General features: G+C 63.7%; 11 protein-coding genes and 1 tRNA gene. 8 read left to right on the top strand and 4 right to left on the bottom strand.

The annotated features are described in order from the left end of the window. Positions 1-46: 46 nt before the first annotated feature. On the bottom strand, positions 47-649 hold the full coding sequence (locus KDC96_RS03385) for a hypothetical protein (RefSeq protein WP_212450699.1): 603 nt from the start codon (positions 647-649) through the stop codon (positions 47-49). A gap of 164 nt (positions 650-813) precedes the next feature. Between KDC96_RS03385 and KDC96_RS03380 the strand changes: the two genes are divergently transcribed. Both KDC96_RS03380 and KDC96_RS03375 read left to right on the top strand, forming a co-directional pair. Then, positions 814-2,244, top strand: a complete 1,431-nt coding sequence (locus tag KDC96_RS03380; protein WP_249171902.1) for an FAD-binding oxidoreductase — start codon at positions 814-816, stop codon at positions 2,242-2,244. A gap of 124 nt (positions 2,245-2,368) precedes the next feature. Further along, a complete protein-coding gene (locus KDC96_RS03375; protein WP_212450697.1) occupies positions 2,369-3,172 on the top strand; it encodes a SapC family protein in 804 nt (267 codons plus the stop codon). Positions 3,173-3,399: 227 nt separating this feature from the next. Here KDC96_RS03375 and KDC96_RS03370 read toward each other — a convergent pair whose 3' ends face one another. Then, positions 3,400-4,341 carry an N-formylglutamate amidohydrolase gene (locus tag KDC96_RS03370; RefSeq protein ID WP_249171901.1) on the bottom strand — a complete coding sequence of 314 codons (942 nt, stop codon included), beginning with the start codon at positions 4,339-4,341 and terminating at the stop codon, positions 3,400-3,402. 202 nt (positions 4,342-4,543) lie between these two features. On the opposite strand from KDC96_RS03370, the gene cpdR reads away from it, so the two are divergent. From cpdR to KDC96_RS03340, 6 genes are all read left to right on the top strand, one after another. Then, positions 4,544-4,933, top strand: coding sequence for a cell cycle two-component system response regulator CpdR (gene cpdR, locus KDC96_RS03365; RefSeq protein ID WP_212450695.1), 390 nt, complete (start codon positions 4,544-4,546; stop codon positions 4,931-4,933). A gap of 86 nt (positions 4,934-5,019) precedes the next feature. Next, positions 5,020-5,094 (top strand) — tRNA-Val (locus KDC96_RS03360). A 185-nt stretch (positions 5,095-5,279) separates the two neighbouring features. Next, a complete protein-coding gene (locus KDC96_RS03355; protein ID WP_212450693.1) occupies positions 5,280-6,500 on the top strand; it encodes an NADP-dependent isocitrate dehydrogenase in 1,221 nt (406 codons plus the stop codon). A 90-nt stretch (positions 6,501-6,590) separates the two neighbouring features. After that, on the top strand, positions 6,591-8,234 hold the full coding sequence (locus KDC96_RS03350; RefSeq protein WP_212450691.1) for a bifunctional GNAT family N-acetyltransferase/carbon-nitrogen hydrolase family protein: 1,644 nt from the start codon (positions 6,591-6,593) through the stop codon (positions 8,232-8,234). A 31-nt stretch (positions 8,235-8,265) separates the two neighbouring features. After that, positions 8,266-10,029, top strand: coding sequence for a cation:proton antiporter (locus tag KDC96_RS03345; RefSeq protein ID WP_212450689.1), 1,764 nt, complete (start codon positions 8,266-8,268; stop codon positions 10,027-10,029). A 65-nt stretch (positions 10,030-10,094) separates the two neighbouring features. Beyond that, the gene (locus KDC96_RS03340; RefSeq protein ID WP_212450687.1) at positions 10,095-10,280 is read left to right on the top strand and encodes a hypothetical protein; all 186 of its coding nucleotides are present in this window, start codon (positions 10,095-10,097) and stop codon (positions 10,278-10,280) included. 24 nt (positions 10,281-10,304) lie between these two features. Here KDC96_RS03340 and alaS read toward each other — a convergent pair whose 3' ends face one another. After that, positions 10,305-12,965 (bottom strand): alanine--tRNA ligase, encoded by a 2,661-nt coding sequence (gene alaS, locus KDC96_RS03335; protein ID WP_212450685.1) that lies wholly within the window; start codon positions 12,963-12,965, stop codon positions 10,305-10,307. Between the two features lie 222 nt (positions 12,966-13,187). Continuing rightward, positions 13,188-14,252 carry a recombinase RecA gene (gene recA, locus KDC96_RS03330; protein WP_212450683.1) on the bottom strand — a complete coding sequence of 355 codons (1,065 nt, stop codon included), beginning with the start codon at positions 14,250-14,252 and terminating at the stop codon, positions 13,188-13,190. Between the last annotated feature and the right edge of the window lie 96 nt (positions 14,253-14,348).

Here is a 14,348-nt window from a genome sequence, read left to right as displayed (position 1 = left end):
GTCAAGGAATCCGGCTTACGGTCGATCGCGGTTGCGAAGGCCGCCGCTATTCCTTGACCGCGACCAATTGCCGCATGCGTTCGACTTCGCACTTGGCACCGGTGCGCGATTGCAGCTTGTCGCGATCGACGCAGAGTTTCCCGTCCTTGTTCTTCTCGACATAGAAGCCCGAGTAGAAATCGCGCGCGCGGCACGACTTTTCGAGATTTGCGGTGACGATCCGCCGATCGCGCAGAAACAGCAACAGGCGGTTGCCGCTGCCGGTCTGGACCCCCGCAATGCCCGATACCGGCACGCATTTTTCCATCTTGCGCTCTTCGAATTTGGTCGTGATCGATTGCTGGGGGAGCGAGGCGAGCAGATTGTTGCGGTTCTCGCCGCGGGCCGGGGAGATCCGCACGATCACCCGCTGCTCGATCCGCACCTGCCGCACGATCTGGCTGTCGCGCAGCGCGTTGAGCGGATTGGCCACCCCGGCGACAGGGGTGATACGGTCCTGCTGGATCGAAGGAGATGGCTGCTCGGGGGAATCCTGCTCGCCCACGGGCGAAAGCTCGCCTCCCGCCAACGCGACGGGTACCGCCGCGCTCTGTCCGATCAGCGGCAGGATCAGCGCAAATGGCGCTGCAATGGCATACAAGCTCGGCATTGATGCCCGGGAGCCCTCCTCGGTTCGCATGGTCTCGAACGCGTCCACCCCAGCGCGCGAGACCTGCAGCACTAGCGCGAGCGATTGAACGGCGGCTTAACCCCGGCCCGGACGGCGCGCAAAGCGCTGGCGCATTCGTCGCGACCTGTGGCATAGCCGCAACAATGGAGATGACAGCCACCCGCAGCGAGGTTTTCGTCGCAGCCGCCAGCGCACTGCTCGGTCCCAAGGGTTTCAGCCGCGATGCCGACCTGATCGAACCGTGGCTTACCGACTGGCGCGGGCGCTACACCGGCATGGCGCTGGCGCTCGCCTCTCCCGGTTCGACCGCCGAAGTCGCCGCACTCGCCAAACTCTGCGCCGAACACCGGATCCCGATCGTGCCGCAGGGCGGCAACAGCGGGATGGTCGGCGGGGCGACGCCCGACAAGAGCGGCGCGGCAATCCTGCTCTCGCTGCGCCGGATGAACCGCATCCGGTCGCTCGATCCCGAGGCCGGGCAGGCCGTGTGCGAGGCGGGCGTCATCCTGCAATCGCTGCACGAGGCCGCAGCGGGCGAAGACATGCGGTTTCCGCTGACGCTCGGCGGCAAGGGCTCGGCGACCATCGGCGGGCTGGTGTCCACAAACGCAGGCGGCACCCAGGTGCTGCGGCACGGGACGATGCGCGCGCAGGTGCTCGGGATCGAGGCGGTGCTGGCTGATGGACAGATTTTCAACGGTCTGACCGCGCTCAAGAAGGACAATCGCGGCTTCGACCTCAAGCAATTGCTGATCGGGTCCGAGGGGACGCTTGGGATCGTGACCGCCGTCACCGTCCGCTTGCTGCCCGCAGTACGCGCGCGGGCGACCGCATGGGCCGGGCTTGCGGGCATCGTCGAGGCGCGCACGCTGCTGCGCCACATGCAGCGGATCATGGGCGACGCGCTCGAAGGGTTCGAAGTTGTGCCCGATCACTGCCTCGACAGCGTGCTGGCCCACCTCCCGGATGCGCGCGCTCCCTTGAGCCAGAGGCACACTTGGAACGCCCTGATCGAATGCGTCAGTCCTGACGAACAGGATCTGTCGGAACGGCTCGAAACCGCGCTTGCCGAGGCGATGGAAGCGGATTTGCTCGAGGACGCGGCGATCGCCGCCAACGACCGCCAATCGGAGGATTTCTGGCTGCTGCGCGATGCGATCTCGGGCGCCGAACGCGCGCTCGGCCCGGCGATGCAGCACGACATCTCGGTGCCCGTGGAGAAGATGCCCGAATTCATTCTCGCAGCGATCCCCCTGATCGAACGCGAGTTTCCCGGGACGCGCGGCGTCGCCTTCGGTCATCTCGGTGATGGCAACGTGCATTTTCACATCATCGCGCCCGCAGGAGCGACGCCGGGCGAGTGGGAAGAACGCGAAGGGGTGGCGATCAGCGCGAGGGTGTACGATCTGGTCACCGAATGGGGCGGATCGATCAGCGCCGAGCACGGGATCGGCCAGTCCAAAGTCGGTGAACTCGCCCGGCTCGGCGATCCGGTTGCGCTTTCGATCATGCGCGCGGTCAAGCATGCGCTCGATCCACACGGCCTGCTCAATCCCGGCAAACTGGTGCCCTGAGCCGGTAAGCTTGCGCCGCGCTGCGCGAACGCCTAAAGCGCGGCGCGTTCGGCCTGCGGGAGGGACGCTTCCATTCGCAGCATGCCGCAATCCATTTCAGAAATCACTATTTCGGAGACACTTCATGGCCAGCGCGCCGCAGCCGCAACTTCCGCTGTTCTACAAGGACCTTCTGCCACTCAACAGCCGCGACCACGGCGACTGGAAGGTCGGCGCTTTCGACAGCGCTTCCTTCGTCGCCGAAAGCCACGCGATCCCGTTGACCGTGGATGAATTCGTCGACGCCCAGCGCAACTATCCGATCGTTTTCACCGCGGGCGAGAATCCGCTGCCGATCGCGCTGATGGGTCTCAACGAAGGGGTGAACACCTTCATCGGCGACGACGGCAAGCTTGTCGCAGACGTGTATGTCCCGGCCTATATCCGCCGCTATCCGTTCATCCTCGCCAAGCTGCAGCCCGACACCGAAGACATGTCGCTGTGCTTCGATCCGAGCGCGGGCGTGGTGAAGAAGCAGGACGAAGGCCAGGATCTGTTCGGCGAAGACGGCCAGCCTTCGGAATATACCCAGGGCGTGCTCGACTTCTGCAAGAAGTTCGAGGAATCGGGCCACCGCACCCGCGCCTTCCTCGAAGAGCTGAAAAAGCTCGATATCCTGATGGACGGCGAGATCGCCATCACCCGCAACGATATGCCGGACAAGCCGTTCGTCTATCGCGGGTTCCAGATGGTCGACGAGCAGAAACTGCGCGATCTTTCGGCCGAAACGCTCGAAACGCTGAACAAGAACGGCATGATCATGCTGATCCATGCGCACCTGTTCTCGCTCAATCTGATGCGCAGGCTGTTCGAACGTCAGTCGGCGCAGGGCAAGGTGCCGGTGCCGAATATGCCTGCCGATGCCGGAAACGGAGCCGCGGCGAACTGATCCGGCGCGCAAATTGCGCACCGCACAATGAAAATGCAGGGGGTCGCTCTTGAAGCGGCTCCGCGCCGATCCTACCTCTAGGGAGCCGGGCGGTACCCCCCTCATAACCGTTCGGCATCTGCGCTCCAATGCGCAGACCTCCCTGAACCTTGGCCACCTCGTGCTGCGAAGCGCGAGGTGGTTTTTTCATACCTTTCCAGCTGCTTGAAGGTAGTTTCTGAGAGAAGTTATTCCGCCGCCTGAGCGAGATCGTCGCCCGCACCCAATCGCGCGGTTTCGACCCCCAGCTCGCGCACGAGGTCCGACAGCAGCGCAGCGAGCGGCAGCAGGCCCTCCCCCGGTTCGGACAGCCGATTATCGAGATAGGCGGAGCGGCAGACTTCGATCTGCACCGCATGCAGGCCACGGCGCGGATCGGAGTGACGATCGAGCACGTACCCGCCCGAATAGGGACGGTTGTGCGCGACCGGGAGGCGGTGTTCATCGAGGCAGCGAAATGCCCGGGCGACCAGGCGGCTATGGCAGGATGCCCCGAACCGATCACCGATCACGATCTGTGGCGCCCGTGACTGCTCGCCCTGCGCCCGTAGCGGGGGCATTGAATGCAGGTCGACCAGCAATGCCGCGCCCCAGGCATCGCGAATCCGTTCGAGTTCCTGCGCGAGAAAGCCATGATACGGACGGTGGATGTTCTCGATCCGCGCTTCGAGTTCGGATTGCGGCAGCTTCTGACGCCAGATTTCACCGAAGCCCGGTAGCCGACGCGGGACCAGCCCCAACCCGCTGCGCGCACGGCGGTTTGCCGCCGAATGGCTCGGCCCGCGCCTGCGCGACCCGGCGATCATGTCCCAGTCGATATCGTCCTGCGCCCGGTTGAGGTCGAGCATCGCGCGCGGCGCATGCGCCACCAGCAGCCCGGTTCCGGTTTGCTTTGCAACTTCGACCCCGAGCCGGTCGGCGTGACGATCCTCAAGCCGCAGCTGGCACAGATCGGGATCGCGCATGTCTGCCAGAGTGTCACCGGGATAGACCCGGCCCGCGTGCGGAACCGCGATCAGGACCGGCAACGGCATCGAACGCGGCGCAACATGCGTAAACGCGGGACCTTGCTTGTCTCCGGCAACCTTGCCGCCCTTGCTGGAAACCATGTCTGTTACGGACCGGGTCACGCAGTGATCCCCATTTCCATCGCCGCGACGGTGCATGCGAAGCTGTTCGGGACAGAAGCCATAGACGCGGATTGCTGCCCGCTTTGTACCGAGGTGTCAAAGCGCAATTCCGCATTGAGGTTGAACCGGTTGGGCGTATCAAAGCTGGCCAATCCCGAAACCGGGAAAGATTTCTTAAGCGCAACCTGCTATGCGCATCACCATGAACACGTCGCCAACCCCGCGAATCCTCCTCGCCGAGGATGAAGAAGCCATGCGCACCTATCTCGAGCGCGCGCTAACCAATGCCGGATACGAAGTTTCCACCGTGGATCGCGGGACGGAGGCGATTCCTCTGCTCGAAGCGGAGCATTTCGACCTGCTGCTGTCGGATATCGTCATGCCGGAAATGGACGGGATCGAACTCGCCCAGCGCTGTGCGGAAATCAGCCCGCGCACCAAGGTGATGTTCATCACCGGATTCGCCGCGGTATCGCTGCGCGCAAGCCGCGAGCAGCCGCATGCCAAGGTGCTGTCCAAGCCATTCCACCTGCGCGATCTCGTGCTCGAAGTGGAACGGGTGTTCGAAGAGCAGCGCGAGGCCTCGCTCTAGCGCGTTCAGCGAATCGCTTGCACCTTTGGCCAAGCCGCGTTAATGCGCCGCTCCGCCCGGCGATCCGGGCGGACAACCGATGGCTCGGGCGTATAGCTCAGTGGTAGAGCACTGTGTTGACATCGCAGGGGTCGGAAGTTCAACTCTTCCTACGCCCACCATCGTTTTCCGGCTGTCAACGCCGATGAGAGACCCGCCCAAAGTGGCGGGTCTTTTTGCTTCGTTGCGCGCCCTGGAAAGGCTGGCGGGCCCGCTTGCAAGCCCGCCTCCCTCTGCTAAAGCGCGCGTGGGATCTATTCAGACATCCTGTCGATCACTCGCAATCCAGGAAGGTGGGGCGTAAGCCATGCAAAAAATCAAAGTCGTGAACCCGGTCGTCGAGCTCGACGGCGACGAGATGACCAGGATCATCTGGCAATGGATTCGCGAACGGTTGATCCTCCCCTATCTCGATGTCGATCTGAAGTATTACGACCTGTCGATCGAGAAGCGCGACGAGACCGACGACCAGATCACCGTCGACGCCGCCAACGCGATCAAGCAGCACGGTGTCGGCGTCAAATGCGCCACCATCACGCCCGACGAAGCGCGGGTCGAGGAATTCGATCTCAAGAAGATGTGGCGTTCGCCCAACGGCACGATCCGCAACATCCTGGGCGGTGTGGTCTTCCGCGAACCGATCGTCATCGACAACGTGCCGCGCCTTGTTCCGGGCTGGACCGATCCGATCGTGGTCGGCCGTCACGCCTTCGGCGACCAGTATCGCGCCACCGACACGCTGATCCCGGGGGCAGGCAAGCTCCGTCTCGTGTTCGAAGGAAAGGATGGCGAGAAGATCGATCTTGACGTGTTCGAATTTGAAAGCCCCGGCGTCGCGATGGCGATGTATAATCTCGACGATTCAATCCGCGCTTTCGCCCGCGCTTCGATGAACTACGGGCTCGACCGCAAATGGCCGGTCTACCTGTCGACCAAGAACACCATCATGAAGAAGTATGATGGCCGCTTCAAAGACCTGTTCCAGGAGATTTTCGACAGCGAATTCAAAGACAAGTTCGAAGAAGCCGGCATCACATACGAACACCGCCTGATCGACGACATGGTCGCTTCGGCGCTCAAGTGGTCCGGCAAGTTCGTCTGGGCGTGCAAGAACTATGACGGCGACGTCCAGTCGGACACGGTGGCGCAGGGCTTTGGCTCGCTCGGCCTGATGACCTCGGTGCTGATGACGCCGGACGGCAAGACCGTCGAAGCCGAAGCCGCGCATGGCACCGTGACCCGCCACTATCGCCAGCACGAGCAGGGCAAGGCGACTTCGACCAATCCGATTGCGTCGATTTTCGCGTGGACGCGCGGGCTGATGTATCGCGGCAAGTTCGACAACACTCCCGACGTGGTGCGTTTCGCCGAAACGCTCGAACGGGTCTGCATCGAAACGGTTGAAAACGGCCAGATGACGAAGGACCTCGCGCTGCTGATCGGTCCGGGCCAGAACTGGCTGACCACCGAGCAGTTCTTTGAGGCGATCGTGCAGAACCTCGAAAAGGAAATGCAGAACTGGAGCTGATCCACACTGGAACTGGCGCAAATCCTGCGCATAATTCGGGGCGGCTTTCCTTCGCGGCGGGCCGCCCTTCGCGTATCCGGAAGCAACCGCATGACCCAATCCCGCCCCAAGGCCCGGCTCGAAGTCAGGCAAGCGAAACTCAAGGACGTCCGCGCGATCGGCGACCTGGTCCGCCGCGCCTATGACGATCTGCCCGCCTACACGCAGGGCGAGATCAGAGGGCAGATCAACAATTACCGCGAGGGCTGCTTCGTCGCGCAACTCGACGGCAAGATCGTCGGCTACTGCGCTTCGATGCGGCTCGACGAAAAGGTCGCGCTGTCGGATCACACGTGGGACGAGGTTACCGGCAACGGCTTCGGATCGCGCCACGATCCTACCGGGGACTGGCTCTACGGCTACGAATTGTGTGTCGACCCCAAGGTGCGGGGAACCCGGCTAGGGCGGCGGCTGTACGAGGAACGCCGCGCGCTGGCGGAACGCCACGATCTGACCGGCATCGTTTTCGGCGGCCGGATGCCGGGCTATGCACGGGCCAAGCGGCGCAAGACCAACCGCGCGGAAAACCCCGGCGAATATCTCGACCTGGTCCTCGCCAACAAGATCCACGATCCGGTGCTTCGCTTCCAGCTTGCCAACGGGTTCGAGCCGCAGGGAATCCTTCCGAGGTATCTGCCCGAAGACAAGGCTTCGCGCGGCAACGCTGTGCGCATGATCTGGCGCAACCCCTACGTCGACAGCGACGCTCCGCCCAAGCACCGGCTGCCGCGCGATGTCGAAAGCGTGCGCATCGCCGCCTGCCAGTTGCAGGCGCGCGCGGTGAAGGACTTCGACGAGTTCATCAAGCAGGTCCAGTATTTCGTCGACGTCGCATCGGATTACGAAAGCGATTTCATAGTCTTCCCGGAGCTGTTCACGCTGATGCTGCTGGCGGCGGAAGATCAGGAACTGTCCTCGCTCGAAGCGATCGAGCGATTGTCCGAATACACACCGAAGATCCGCAAGCGCCTGTCGGAGATGGCGCTCGCCTACAACATCAACATCATCGGCGGTTCGCATCCCACGCGCATGCCCGATGGCGACATCCACAATGTCGCCTATGTCTGCCTGCGCGACGGATCGATCTACGCGCAGGAGAAGATTCACCCCACGCCGAACGAGGCGTATTGGTGGAACATCAAGGGCGGCGACAGTATCGATGCGATCCCGACCGACTGCGGCCCGATCGGGGTGCTGATCTGTTACGACAGCGAGTTCCCGGAGCTCGCCCGGCGTCTGGTAGACGAAGGCGCGCGGATCATCTTCGTGCCGTTCTGCACCGATTCCCGTCAGGGCTATCTGCGGGTGCGCTATTGCTGCGCCGCACGAGCGATCGAAAACCAGTGCTACGTCGTCATGAGCGGCAATGTCGGCAACCTGCCGAACGTTGCCAACATGGATATCCAGTACGCGCAAAGCTGCATCCTGACGCCGTGCGACTTCCCCTTCGCGCGAGACGGTATCGCCGCGGAAGCGAGCGAGAACGTCGAAACGCTGACGATCAGCGACGTGAACCTCGCCGACCTACAGTGGGCGCGCGCGGAAGGGACCGTGCAGAACCTCGCCGACCGGCGCTTTGACCTCTATCGCATCGAGTGGGACAAGCGCGTCGGCAACATTTCCGATCCGCTGGGCGAGGAACAGGCCCACAGCCCGGCCGTTTCCAGCGGACCGAAAGGTCACGGCGGTGGGTGACTCGATGCGAGCGCGTGGCTAATCCATAACCATGGCAGGCGAACTCGAACTCTCCCCGGTAATGTCCGACGCGCTGGTGATCCTCGGCGCGGCGGGGATCGTGATCCCGGTGTTCGCCCGGTTCCGGATCACCCCCATTATCGGTTTCATCCTGATCGGAGTGCTGGTCGGCCCGTTCGGGCTCGGCGCGCTGGTCGAGGAGATACCCTGGCTCACGCACATAACGATATCCGATCCCGACGCGCTGACGCCGTTTGCGGATTTCGGAATCGTGCTGCTGCTGTTCGCCATCGGGCTGGAGCTGTCGTTCAACCGCCTGTGGCAGCTGCGCAAGCTCGTATTCGGCCTCGGTGCGCTCGAACTGCTGATCATCGGCTCATCGCTCGCCGCGTTCCTGGGCTATTCGACCGGGCAGGACTGGACCGGGGCGCTTGCGCTGGGGTTCGCCCTCGCGTTTTCGTCGACCGCGATTGTGCTGCCGATCTCGGGCACGCGCACCCCCGTGGGCCGCGCGGCGCTATCGATGCTGCTGTTCGAGGATATCATGATCGTGCCGATCATTTTCGTCCTCGGCGCGCTGTCGCCCTATGCCCAGTCCGAAGGCTGGACCGGCCTCACCGATACGCTGTGGCAGGGCGGTCTGGTGGTGATCGCGCTGCTGATCCTGGGGCGTTATGCCCTGCCCCGCCTGTTCTCGCAGGCCGCGCGCACGAAAAGTCCCGAACTGTTCCTCGCCGCTTCGCTGCTGGTCGTCATCGGTGCCAGCCTCGCCACGTCGGCCACCGGCCTGTCTCCGATCGTCGGCGCGCTGATCGCCGGGCTGCTGATCGCGGAAACCGAGTATCACAGCGAGGTCGAAACAATCATGGAGCCGTTCAAGGGCCTCGCGCTCGGGGTGTTCCTGATCACGATCGGGATGAGCATTGACCTGCTCAACATCTGGACCAACATCGTGCCGATCACGCTCGCCGTGGTCGGGGTGCTGACGTTCAAGGCGCTGGTGACCGGCATCTTGTTGCGCCTGATGGGCGCGCGGCGCAGCACTGCTGCAGAAACCGGCGTGCTGATGGCCAGCCCCAGCGAAACCACCCTGATCGTGCTTGCGGCCGCCACCAGCGCGCTGGTTGTCGACCGGGAAACTGCGCAATTCTGGCAAATCGTCACCGCGATCGGGCTGACGGTCACGCCGCTGCTGGCCAAACTGGGCCGGGTGATCGCGCGCCGGGTCGAAGCGCTTCCCGAACTGCCCGAGGAAGACGAACACGAAACGCGCACCATCATCATAGGCGGCGGCCGCGTGGGACGGCTGGTTGCAGACATGTTGAAAGCGCACAAGCAACCCTATGTTCTGCTCGATTCCGATCCCGACATGATCGCGCGGGTGAAGCGCGACGGGTACCGGGCGACTTTCGGCGATGCTGCGCGCGGTGACGCGCTGACGCGGCTGGGCATCGAGAATTCGCCCGCGGTGGTGCTGACGATGGACGAACCGGTCTTGGCGCAAAGGCTCGTATCGAAACTGCGGCAGGATTATCCCGACCTGCTGATCGTCGCGCGCGCGCGCGACACCGAACACGCCGCCGAGCTCTATCGTGCCGGGGCGAGCCACGCCGTGCCGGAAACGCTGGAAGCAACGCTGCAACTGTCCGAAGCGGTGTTGGTCGATATCGGGGTGGCAATGGGTCCGGTGATCGCCTCGATCCACGAGAAGCGCGACGAATACCGGGTCCAGCTCGAACGCGACGGAGGGCTGAAGGAAAAGCCCAAACTGAGAACTTCTAGCATCTCCACCTGAAGATCGGGATCGGCGATCCAGAACCTTTCTCCGCCCTCATGCGTTGATTGGGAAAGGAGAATCCCATGACCGATCAGTCCGATCCGACCAAGCCGATCCCGAACGACGAGAAGTTCAAGCCTCAGAACATGAAAGGCCCGCTGAAGGACGGCGCGCCCGATCATTCGCATCGCGACGAGCCCGGCGATACGGGCGGCAACGATGTGCCGCGGGGCAGCGACGGGGTCACCAAGAAAACGCCGAGCGCCTAGCCTGCTGCGTGGCGGGATCGCGACCTAGGCGCCGAGAGCCGCCTTCACCGCTTCGATTGCGGCTGCGGCCTTGTCCCCATCGGGGCCGCCGCCTTGAGCCATATCGGGCCGACCGCCGCCGCCCTTGCCGCCGAGCGCCTCGACCCCCGCGCGCACCAGATCGACCGCGCTGAATTGCCCGATCAGATCATCGGTCACAGCGGCAGCGATGCTGGCTTTGCCCTCGTTGACCGCAACGATTGCCGCGACCCCGGAACCTAGCCGCTGCTTGGCTTCGTCGAGCAGCGGGCGCAGTTCCTTGGGGTTCAGCCCATCGAGCACCTGCCCGCTGAACTTGACACCGGCGATCTCCTCGTCTGCGGCGACAGAGCCGCCATCGGCCGACCCGCCTCCGCCCAGCGCCAGCGCTTTCTTCGCTTCAGCGAGCTCCTTTTCAAGCCGCTTGCGTTCTTCCAGCAGTGCCGCAAGTCGCGCGGGCACTTCCTCTGGCGTGGCGCGAATTGTGCCGGCGGCGGCCTTCAACATTTCCTCGCGCTCGACCAGCCAGGCGCGCGCCGCTTCGCCGGTCAGCGCTTCGATCCGCCGCACGCCCGAAGAGACCGCGCTTTCGGAAATGATCCGGAACAACCCGATATCGCCGGTGGCTTTCACATGCGTACCGCCGCACAGTTCGACCGAGTAGTTGCGTGCGCCATCGGCCTTGCGGCCCATCGAAAGCACCCGCACTTCATCGCCATACTTCTCGCCGAACAGCGCGAGCGCACCGGCCTCGACCGCGTCGTCGGGGCTCATCAACCGGGTGGCGACCGGCTCGTTGGCAAGAATCTCGGCGTTCACCTCTGCTTCGATCGCCGCGATGTCTTCGGCGGCGAGCGGCTTCGGCTGTGAGAAGTCGAATCGCAAACGGTCCTCCGCGACCAGCGAACCCTTCTGCGTCACGTGCTCGCCGAGCCGGTTGCGCAGTGCGGCATGGACAAGGTGGGTGGCCGAGTGGTTCGCACGGATTGCGGCGCGGCGTTCGGCATCGACATCGAGCTGGACGTTTTCGCCCACCGCAATCTCGCCTGCCTCGACTTTGGCGTGGTGCGCGTGCAGCCGCCCGAGCGGCTTGCTGGTGTCTGTGACCGTGGCCGAAAACCCGCCCGGCGTGTGGATCACGCCCGTGTCGCCGGTCTGACCGCCGCTTTCGCCGTAGAACGGGGTCTGGTTGGTGAGGATCACCACCTCGTCGCCGGAGCTGGCGCGACCGACCTCCGCGCCATCACGGACGATCGCGACCACCCTGCCCTCGCCCGAAGTTGCGGCATATCCGGTGAACTCGCTCGCGCCTTCGCGTTCGGCAATGTCGAACCATATCTCGCCCGATGCCGCTTCGCCCGAACCCTTCCACGCCGCGCGGGCGGCCGCCCGCTGGCGCGCCATCGCCGCATCGAAGCCTTCGCGATCGACCCCGATACCGCGCGCGCGCAATGCGTCTTCGGTCAGGTCGTAGGGAAAGCCGAAGGTGTCGTAGAGCTTGAACGCCGTTTCGCCGTCGAGCTCGCCGCCCTCGGCCATGTCGCCGGTCGCCTCATCAAGCAGCTTCAAACCCTTGTCGAGCGTGCGGCGGAATTGCGTTTCCTCGCGCAGCAGCACTTCCTCGATCAGCGCCTGCCCCCGCACCAGCTCGGGATAAGCCTGCCCCATTTCAGTGACGAGGCTACCGACGAGCCGATGCATCAGCGGTTCGCCCGCACCCAGCAGATGCGCGTGGCGCATGGCGCGGCGCATGATCCGGCGCAGGACATAGCCGCGCCCCTCGTTGGACGGCAAGACGCCGTCCGCCATCAGGAAGCTGGTCGAGCGCAGGTGATCGGCGATCACCCTGTGGCTTGCGGAATGTTTGCCGCGCGCCTCGACCCCGGTCAGGTGCTCCGATGCCGCGATCAGAGCCTTGAAGGTATCGGTGTCGTAATTGTCGTGGACGCCCTGCAGCACCGCAGCAATCCGTTCGAGCCCCATGCCCGTGTCGATCGACGGTTTCGGCAGGTCGCGGCGCTCACCGTCGGCGCCCTGATCGAACTGCATGAAGACGAGGTTCCAGATTTCGACAAAGCGATCGCCATCCTCGTCCGGGCTGCCCGGAGGGCCACCCGGAATATCCTCGCCATGGTCGTAGAAGATCTCCGAACACGGCCCGCAGGGTCCGGTATCGCCCATCGACCAGAAATTGTCGTTGGTGGGAATGCGGATGATGCGCTGCTCGGGCAGGCCCGAAATCTTGCGCCACAGATCGAACGCCTCGTCATCGGTGTGGTAGACCGTTGCGGTCAGGCGCTCGGCCGGGATGCCCCATTCCCCGGTCAGCAGGGTCCAGGCATGGTGGATCGCCTGTTCCTTGAAATAGTCGCCGAACGAGAAATTGCCGAGCATCTCGAAAAAGGTGTGGTGGCGCGCGGTGTATCCGACATTGTCGAGATCGTTGTGCTTGCCCCCGGCGCGCACGCATTTCTGCGAAGACGTCGCGCGCGGTGCGGGCGGAGTCTCCAGCCCGGTGAAGACGTTCTTGAACGGCACCATTCCCGCATTCACGAACATCAGGGTGGGATCGTTGTAGGGCACCAGCGGCGCGCTCGGCACCTGCTGGTGTCCGTTCTTCCCGAAATAGTCGAGGAAAGACCGGCGGAGTTCGTTGGTAGAAGTCATGGCAGCGCAGTTAGGCAATGCGAGCGCGAGCGACAAGCCACCGCGTGCAGCAGGCGGCGCGTCGCGCATGGCGCGATGCATAGCTGCGCCATCCCCTCTTCGTCCGGCATGGATGGACCAATAGAAAAACCGGCGCATGCCTTGAACCAGGGGGAGGCTCGCATGCGCCGGTCTTCCGGTCTTTCGGGCGCGGGATCGATGCCCGCTCTGCCCGCTTGAGGATCAGTCGTCGGAATCCGCGTCCGGGCCCGTCATCATCTCCTCGGCAACCTCGTCGGTCCGGCCGCGTATGGCGGCTTCCAACCGGTCGCAAACTTCGGGATTTTCCTTGAGGTAGGTCTTGGCGTTCTCGCGGCCCTGACCGATACGGATGCTGTCATAGGAGAACCAGCTCCCCGATTTCTCCACCAGGCCGGCCTTGACCCCGAGATCGAGAATCTCGCCGATCTTCGAGATACCTTCGCCGTACATGATATCGAATTCGACCTGCTTGAATGGCGGGGCGACCTTGTTCTTGACCACCTTCACACGGGTCGAGTTGCCGATCACCTCGTCGCGGTCCTTGATCTGGCCGGTGCGGCGGATGTCGAGCCGTACCGATGCGTAGAACTTGAGCGCGTTGCCTCCGGTGGTCGTTTCCGGATTGCCGTACATGACGCCGATCTTCATCCGCAGCTGGTTGATGAAGATCACCATGCACTTGGAACGGTTGATCGACCCGGTCAGCTTGCGCAGCGATTGGGACATGAGCCGCGCCTGCAGGCCGACATGGGCATCGCCCATCTCGCCTTCGATTTCGGCGCGGGGGACAAGCGCCGCGACCGAGTCGACCACCAGCACGTCGATCGCATTCGAGCGGACCAGCGTGTCGGTAATTTCGAGCGCCTGCTCGCCCGTATCGGGCTGCGAGACGATCAGTTCGTCGATGTCCACGCCGAGCTTCTTGGCATAGACCGGATCGAGCGCGTGCTCGGCGTCGACGAAGGCGGCTGTGCCGCCGGCCTTCTGCGCCTCGGCGATGACATGCAGCGCCAGCGTCGTCTTGCCCGAGCTTTCAGGCCCGTAGACCTCGATGACGCGGCCCTTGGGCAGGCCGCCGATCCCGAGCGCGATATCGAGCCCGAGCGAACCGGACGAAATCGATTCGACCTGCATCGCCTCTTTCGAGCCGAGCTTCATCGCCGAACCCTTGCCGAACGCCCGATCGATCTGGGCCAGCGCGGCGTCGAGCGCCTTTTGACGGTCCACGTCTTTTTCCTTCTCTACCAGCTTGAGATTAGTAGCCATCGCATGACCTCCTTCGCTTGCCTAGAGCCGGTTAGAGAGTTTTAACCGCCCCTGTTCGGTGGACCTTCGCGCCCCCGTGTCGGAGATCATGTATCT

The sequence above is a fragment of the Erythrobacter sp. JK5 genome, from assembly GCF_018205975.1.
Classification (GTDB): Bacteria; Pseudomonadota; Alphaproteobacteria; order Sphingomonadales; family Sphingomonadaceae; genus Erythrobacter.
The sequence above is the reverse complement of the archived record's forward strand: the minus strand, read 5'-3'. Positions and strand labels throughout refer to the sequence as shown.